This is a genomic window from bacterium (genome assembly GCA_035454885.1).
Classification (GTDB): domain Bacteria; phylum UBA10199; class UBA10199; order JACPAL01.
The window spans coordinates 1-4,888 of record DATIGE010000028.1 but is presented as its reverse complement, the minus strand read 5'-3'; the positions used below and the strand labels follow the sequence as shown (position 1 = coordinate 4,888).

The 4,888-nt window shown below is 62.9% G+C and carries 4 protein-coding genes; 1 reads left to right on the top strand and 3 read right to left on the bottom strand.

Annotated features, from left to right (window positions below; translation table 11 throughout):
• Together VLJ37_05720 and polA are read right to left on the bottom strand one after the other, a co-directional pair.
• Positions 1-815: hypothetical protein (locus VLJ37_05720; protein HSA59166.1), on the bottom strand; the 815-nt coding region annotated here is incomplete at its 3' end.
• A gap of 57 nt (positions 816-872) precedes the next feature.
• Complete coding sequence (gene polA, locus VLJ37_05715) at positions 873-3,530, bottom strand: DNA polymerase I (GenBank protein HSA59165.1); 2,658 nt, start codon at positions 3,528-3,530, stop codon at positions 873-875.
• Between the two features lie 60 nt (positions 3,531-3,590).
• Here polA and VLJ37_05710 point away from each other — a divergent pair, with 60 nt between their 5' ends.
• Positions 3,591-4,184, top strand: coding sequence for a hypothetical protein (locus VLJ37_05710; GenBank protein ID HSA59164.1), 594 nt, complete (start codon positions 3,591-3,593; stop codon positions 4,182-4,184).
• Between the two features lies 1 nt (position 4,185).
• On the opposite strand, the gene hemB is transcribed toward VLJ37_05710, so the two are convergent.
• The coding region (gene hemB / locus VLJ37_05705; GenBank protein ID HSA59163.1) for a porphobilinogen synthase at positions 4,186-4,888 on the bottom strand (703 nt) is incomplete at its 5' end.

The following is a 4,888-nucleotide window of genomic DNA, read 5'->3' as shown; positions in this document are numbered from 1 at the left end:
CGCGCCTCGTTCAGATTGGCCTTTTTCAGCTCGTCCAGACGGATGGCCTTGAACTCCGCGGCCGAGAGGCTCGAGTGGCCCAGGTAGGAGAAACGTTCGCTCTTCATCGTGGAGGCAAGGTCGGCGGGCGGAGCGGCGGTTGAACCCGAGGTGTCGGCGAACACGAGATTCAATCCGGTCTTCAAGAACGGAGCGAGATCGAAGCTCCCGTCGGGCCGGACCGCCACGGCGACGTCTTGGACGACAGCGGCCTGGACCGCCTCCTGAGCCAGCGTGCCTGCCCGAAGGCTTTCCAAGACCATCTCATCCGACGTCAGCCCCAACCGCGTCGCGGTTTCCTCCGGCAAGTTGACAATCCGGACGAATTGCGATCCCGCGCCCGCCTTCAGGTCGATGCGCGGGTCGTTGGAGATCGCCGTCTCCATCCGGTGCATCATCGCCTTCCTCCGGATACAATTCTCCGGCGGTTCGTTCGGCGGACACTCCACGCTCGAGGGATCGGCCGTGGCGCTCAAGGGATCGACCCTTCGGGCCGCAACCGTCGTGGAGGAATCGCTCGAATCCCCGGCCCCGCCGGCCGAACCGCCTCCTCCCGGTGTTCCGCCCGCTCCGTCCGCTCCGTACGGGTTCAGGGCCCCGTCCGGGCCGGGCGCAAGAGAGGGATCCGCTTTGTCGGATTTTGAGGAGGACTCCGAGGAAGCATCGCGGGGAGACCCGGTCGCGCTCATCCCCCCCGGCCCCATCTGCGGGCAGGCCCAGAGGGAACCAATGGCGACCAACACGGCCAAATGCTTGAAAACGGAGCTTATGGGCATAGGGCTTATTATAAGGAGATCGGCCTCTCCCATCAACGAGTTGCTAGGGGGCGACTCCTAATGCGCCTCTCCCCAATTGGGTCCGGAGCCCACGTCGACCTTGAGGGGCACCTTGAGCGCGGCGACCCCTTCCATCTCCCTCTTCACCATGGCGGAGAACGCCTGTTCCTCCGACTTCGGGGCCTCGAAGACCAGCTCGTCGTGGACCTGGATCAGCATCATCGCCCCGGGGAATTCCTTTTCGATCCGCGCCTGGATCACGATCATCGCCTTCTTGATCAGGTCGGCCGCCGTCCCCTGGAAGACCGTGTTGAAGGCCGTGCGCTCCCACATGGCCCGCACATTCGCATTGGGGCTTTCGAGGTCCGGAAACCGCCGCAGGCGGCCGAAGAGCGTCCGGACGAGCTTGTTCTTCCGCGCCTCCGCGAGGACCTGTTCCTTGTAAGCCGCCACGCTCGCGAATTGCGCGTAGTAGTTCCGGATGTAGTTCTCCGCCTCCGCGACCTCGATCCCCAGCTGCTGCGAAAGCCCGAAGGCCCCCTGGCCGTAGAGGACGGCAAAATTGACCGTCTTGCCGACGGAGCGCTGCGCCTTGGTCAGGCCGGCTTCCGCCGCTCCGAAGATTCCGGCCGCGGTCGCGGCGTGGATGTCCTTGTCCTCCGCAAAGGCCTTGACCAGCGTCGCGTCCCCCGACATGTGCGCGAGGATCCGCAGCTCGATCTGCGAGTAGTCCGCGGAAATGAGGACGTTGCCGTCTTCCGGGATGAACGCCTCGCGGATCTTCCTCCCCTCCTCCGTCCGGATGGGGATGTTCTGAAGGTTCGGGTCCGAGGAGGAGAGCCGCCCCGTGGCCGCCACCGTCTGGTTGAACGACGTGTGGATGCGTCCCGTTTCCGGGTTCACGAGGTCCGCGAGCGCGTCCAAATACGTGGACTTGAGCTTCGAGAGGATGCGGTACTCCAAGAGGAGTTTCGGGACCTCGTGCTTTTGGCCAAGCTCGGTCAAGACGTCGACGTCGGTCGAATAACCGGTCTTCGTGCGCCGGACCGACGGGAGTTTCAACTTCTCGAACAGGACCTGGGCGAGCTGCTTGGTCGAATTGAGGTTGAACTCCCCGCCCGCCGCCGCGTGGACCGCCCTCTCGATGCCTTTGAGCTTGGTCTCGTACTCGGCGGACGTCTTCCGGAGACGCGGCACGTCGATCTTCACCCCGTTCATCTCCATCCGGGCCAGGACCAGAACCAGCGGCATTTCGACCTCTCGGTAGAGCGTCTCCAGCCCTTCGCCTTGGAGCCTCGGGACCAGGAGGTGCCGCAGCCGGAACGTCACGTCGGCGTCCTCGCAGGAGTAATCGCGCGCCACGTCGACCTCGACCTCCGAAAAACTCTTCTCCTTCTTGCCCGTCCCGACCACCTCCTTGAAAGTGGTCGTCTTGTGCCCCAGGTGCTCCTGGGCCAATTGATCGAGATTGTGGGATCCATCGGGATTCAAAAGGTAAGAGGCGATCAGGGTGTCGTCCTGCAGGCCCTGCACGGTCACCCCGTGACGCCTCAACACCTCGTAATCGTACTTGGCGTTCTGCGCGAACTTGGGGATCCTCGGATCTTCCAGGATCGGTCTCAAAACGGGCCGGACCTCGTCCCAGGTCAACTGCTCCGGGGCCCCGAGGTAGACGTGCCCGACGGGGATGTAGAAGGCCTCCCCCGTCTCATGCGAGATCGAGACCCCGACGAGCTTTGCTCGCATCGTGTCGAGGGATGTCGTCTCCGTGTCGAAGGCGAAGCCCGCGGAGGCTTTCAATCCCTCCGCCAGATTCCTTAACGCTTCCGGCGTCAGGACGGACGCGTAGCGGTGCGTGGAGAGCGTCTTTTGGGGCGCCAGTTCGCCCAGGAATTTCCGGAACTCCAGCTCCTCGAACAGCTCCTTCAAGGCCGCCTGGTCCGGTTCCTTGGGCCTGAAGTCCTTCAGGTCGTATTCGAGGGGCACGTCCGTGACGATCGTGGCCAGCTCCTTGCAAAGCCGGGCCTGCTCCGCGAACTCGCGGAGCCTTTCCCCCATCTTCCCCTTCACCTCGCCGGATTTCTCCAGGAGATTCTCGAGGCTCCCGTATTCCTGGATCAACTTCGTCGCCGTCTTCTCGCCGATGCCCGGCACGCCCGGGATGTTGTCGGAGGAATCGCCGGCCAGACCCAGGATATCGGTCACCTGCTTGGGACCCACGCCGAACTTCTCGATCACCTCCGGCTCGCGGATGGCCCGGTCTTTCATCGGATCGTAGACGCTGATCTTGTCGTCGACCAGCTGCATGATGTCCTTGTCGCCAGTAACGATCACCGTCTCCCAGCCCTTCTTCTCGAATTTTTTTGCGATCGTGCCGATGACGTCGTCCGCCTCGTAGTTCGGGAGCTCCAGCACGGGGAGATTCAGGGCCTTCACGATTTTTCGAAAATACGGGAACTGCGGCACGAGATCCGGCGGCGGCTCGTCGCGGTTCGCCTTGTAGGCCGGGTACTTGTCGTTCCGGAAGGTCTTGCGGGCGACGTCGAAGACGACACCGACCATTTCGGGTTTCTCGTCCTTGAGGAGCTTCAAGAGCATCGAGGTGAACCCGAAAAGCGCGTTGGTCGGCAGTCCCTTCGAGTTCGAGAGGGGCCGGATGGCGTAGTAGGCGCGGAAGATGTAGCCCGAGGCGTCGATCAGGAAGAGACGGTTCATCCTCTTTCCCTTAACCTTGCCCTCGTGCTAGTGTCGATTTCAAATTTTACAGGAGACATCATGAAACGAATCCTTCTTTCGATCGCCTTCTTCCTCGCCGCCGCCTCCGCCGGAGCGCAGCCGGCGGTCCTGCCGGAATTGAGCGCCGACGTTCAGATGGTGAGGGGCGACCAGGTCTTCGGACAGGGAAAGATCTACATGAGCAAGACGGCGACCCGGATGGAGATGACCATGCAAGGCATGTCCCAGCCGCTGACCAACGTCAGCCGGCTGGACCGGAAGGTCATGTGGATGCTGATGCCGAACAAGACCTACATGGAGCAGCCTTTGCCCTGGGACCACGCCATCGTGAACGAAGTGCCGGCGGGATGGACCCAGGACTGTTCTCCCGGAGACCTCATCGACGGGCACCCGACCGACATGTGCCTGATCAAGGGAACGATCGCCGGCAGGCCGACGACAACGACGATTTGGAAGGCCAAGGACCTGAACGGCATCGTGATCCGGAACATGGGTGCGGGCAACTCCGGCATGGTCTTGAAAAACATCGTCACGGCGCCCCAGCCCGCAAATCTCTTCGAGATCCCGGCCGACTACAAGAAGGTGGAGATGCCGTCGGGGGTGGCCGGGAGGATGAAGAAGAGGGCGAAGTAGCCTAGATCAGCCTCGCTGCGTCTTTCGCGAAGTACGTCACGATCAGGTCCGCTCCCGCGCGGCGGATCGCCAAGAGCGTCTCCATCATGACGGCCTTTTCGTCCACCCAGCCCTTCTGGCCCGCCGCCTTGATCATCGAATACTCGCCGCTCACGTTGTAGGCGGCCACCGGGAGGTCGGTCGCCTCGCGCACCTTCGCAATCACATCCAGATAGGCGAGCGCAGGCTTGATCATCAGAATGTCGGCGCCCTCTTTTTCGTCGAGCCTCGCCTCCCGGACCGCCTCGCGGACGTTCGCCGGGTCCATCTGATAAGTCCTGCGGTCGCCGAACTTGGGCGCCGATTCCGCCGCGTCCCTGAACGGGCCGTAGAAGGCCGAGGCGTATTTGACCGCGTAGCTTAGAATCGACGTGCCGGAGAAGCCCGCGTCATCGAGGCCGCGGCGAATCGCCGCCACGCGGCCGTCCATCATGTCGGATGGGGCGACGATGTCGGCGCCGGCTTCGGCGTGTGAGACGGCGGTCCGGGTCAAGAGTTCCAAAGAGGGATCGTTCAAAATCTTCCCGTTTTCGACCATTCCGCAATGCCCGTGGCTCATGTACTCGCAAAGACAGACGTCGGTGATCACGATCAGGTCCGGGGCCTTGTCCTTGATCGCCTTGACCGCGCGCTGAGCGATGCCGTCGGCCTCATACGCGCCGGAG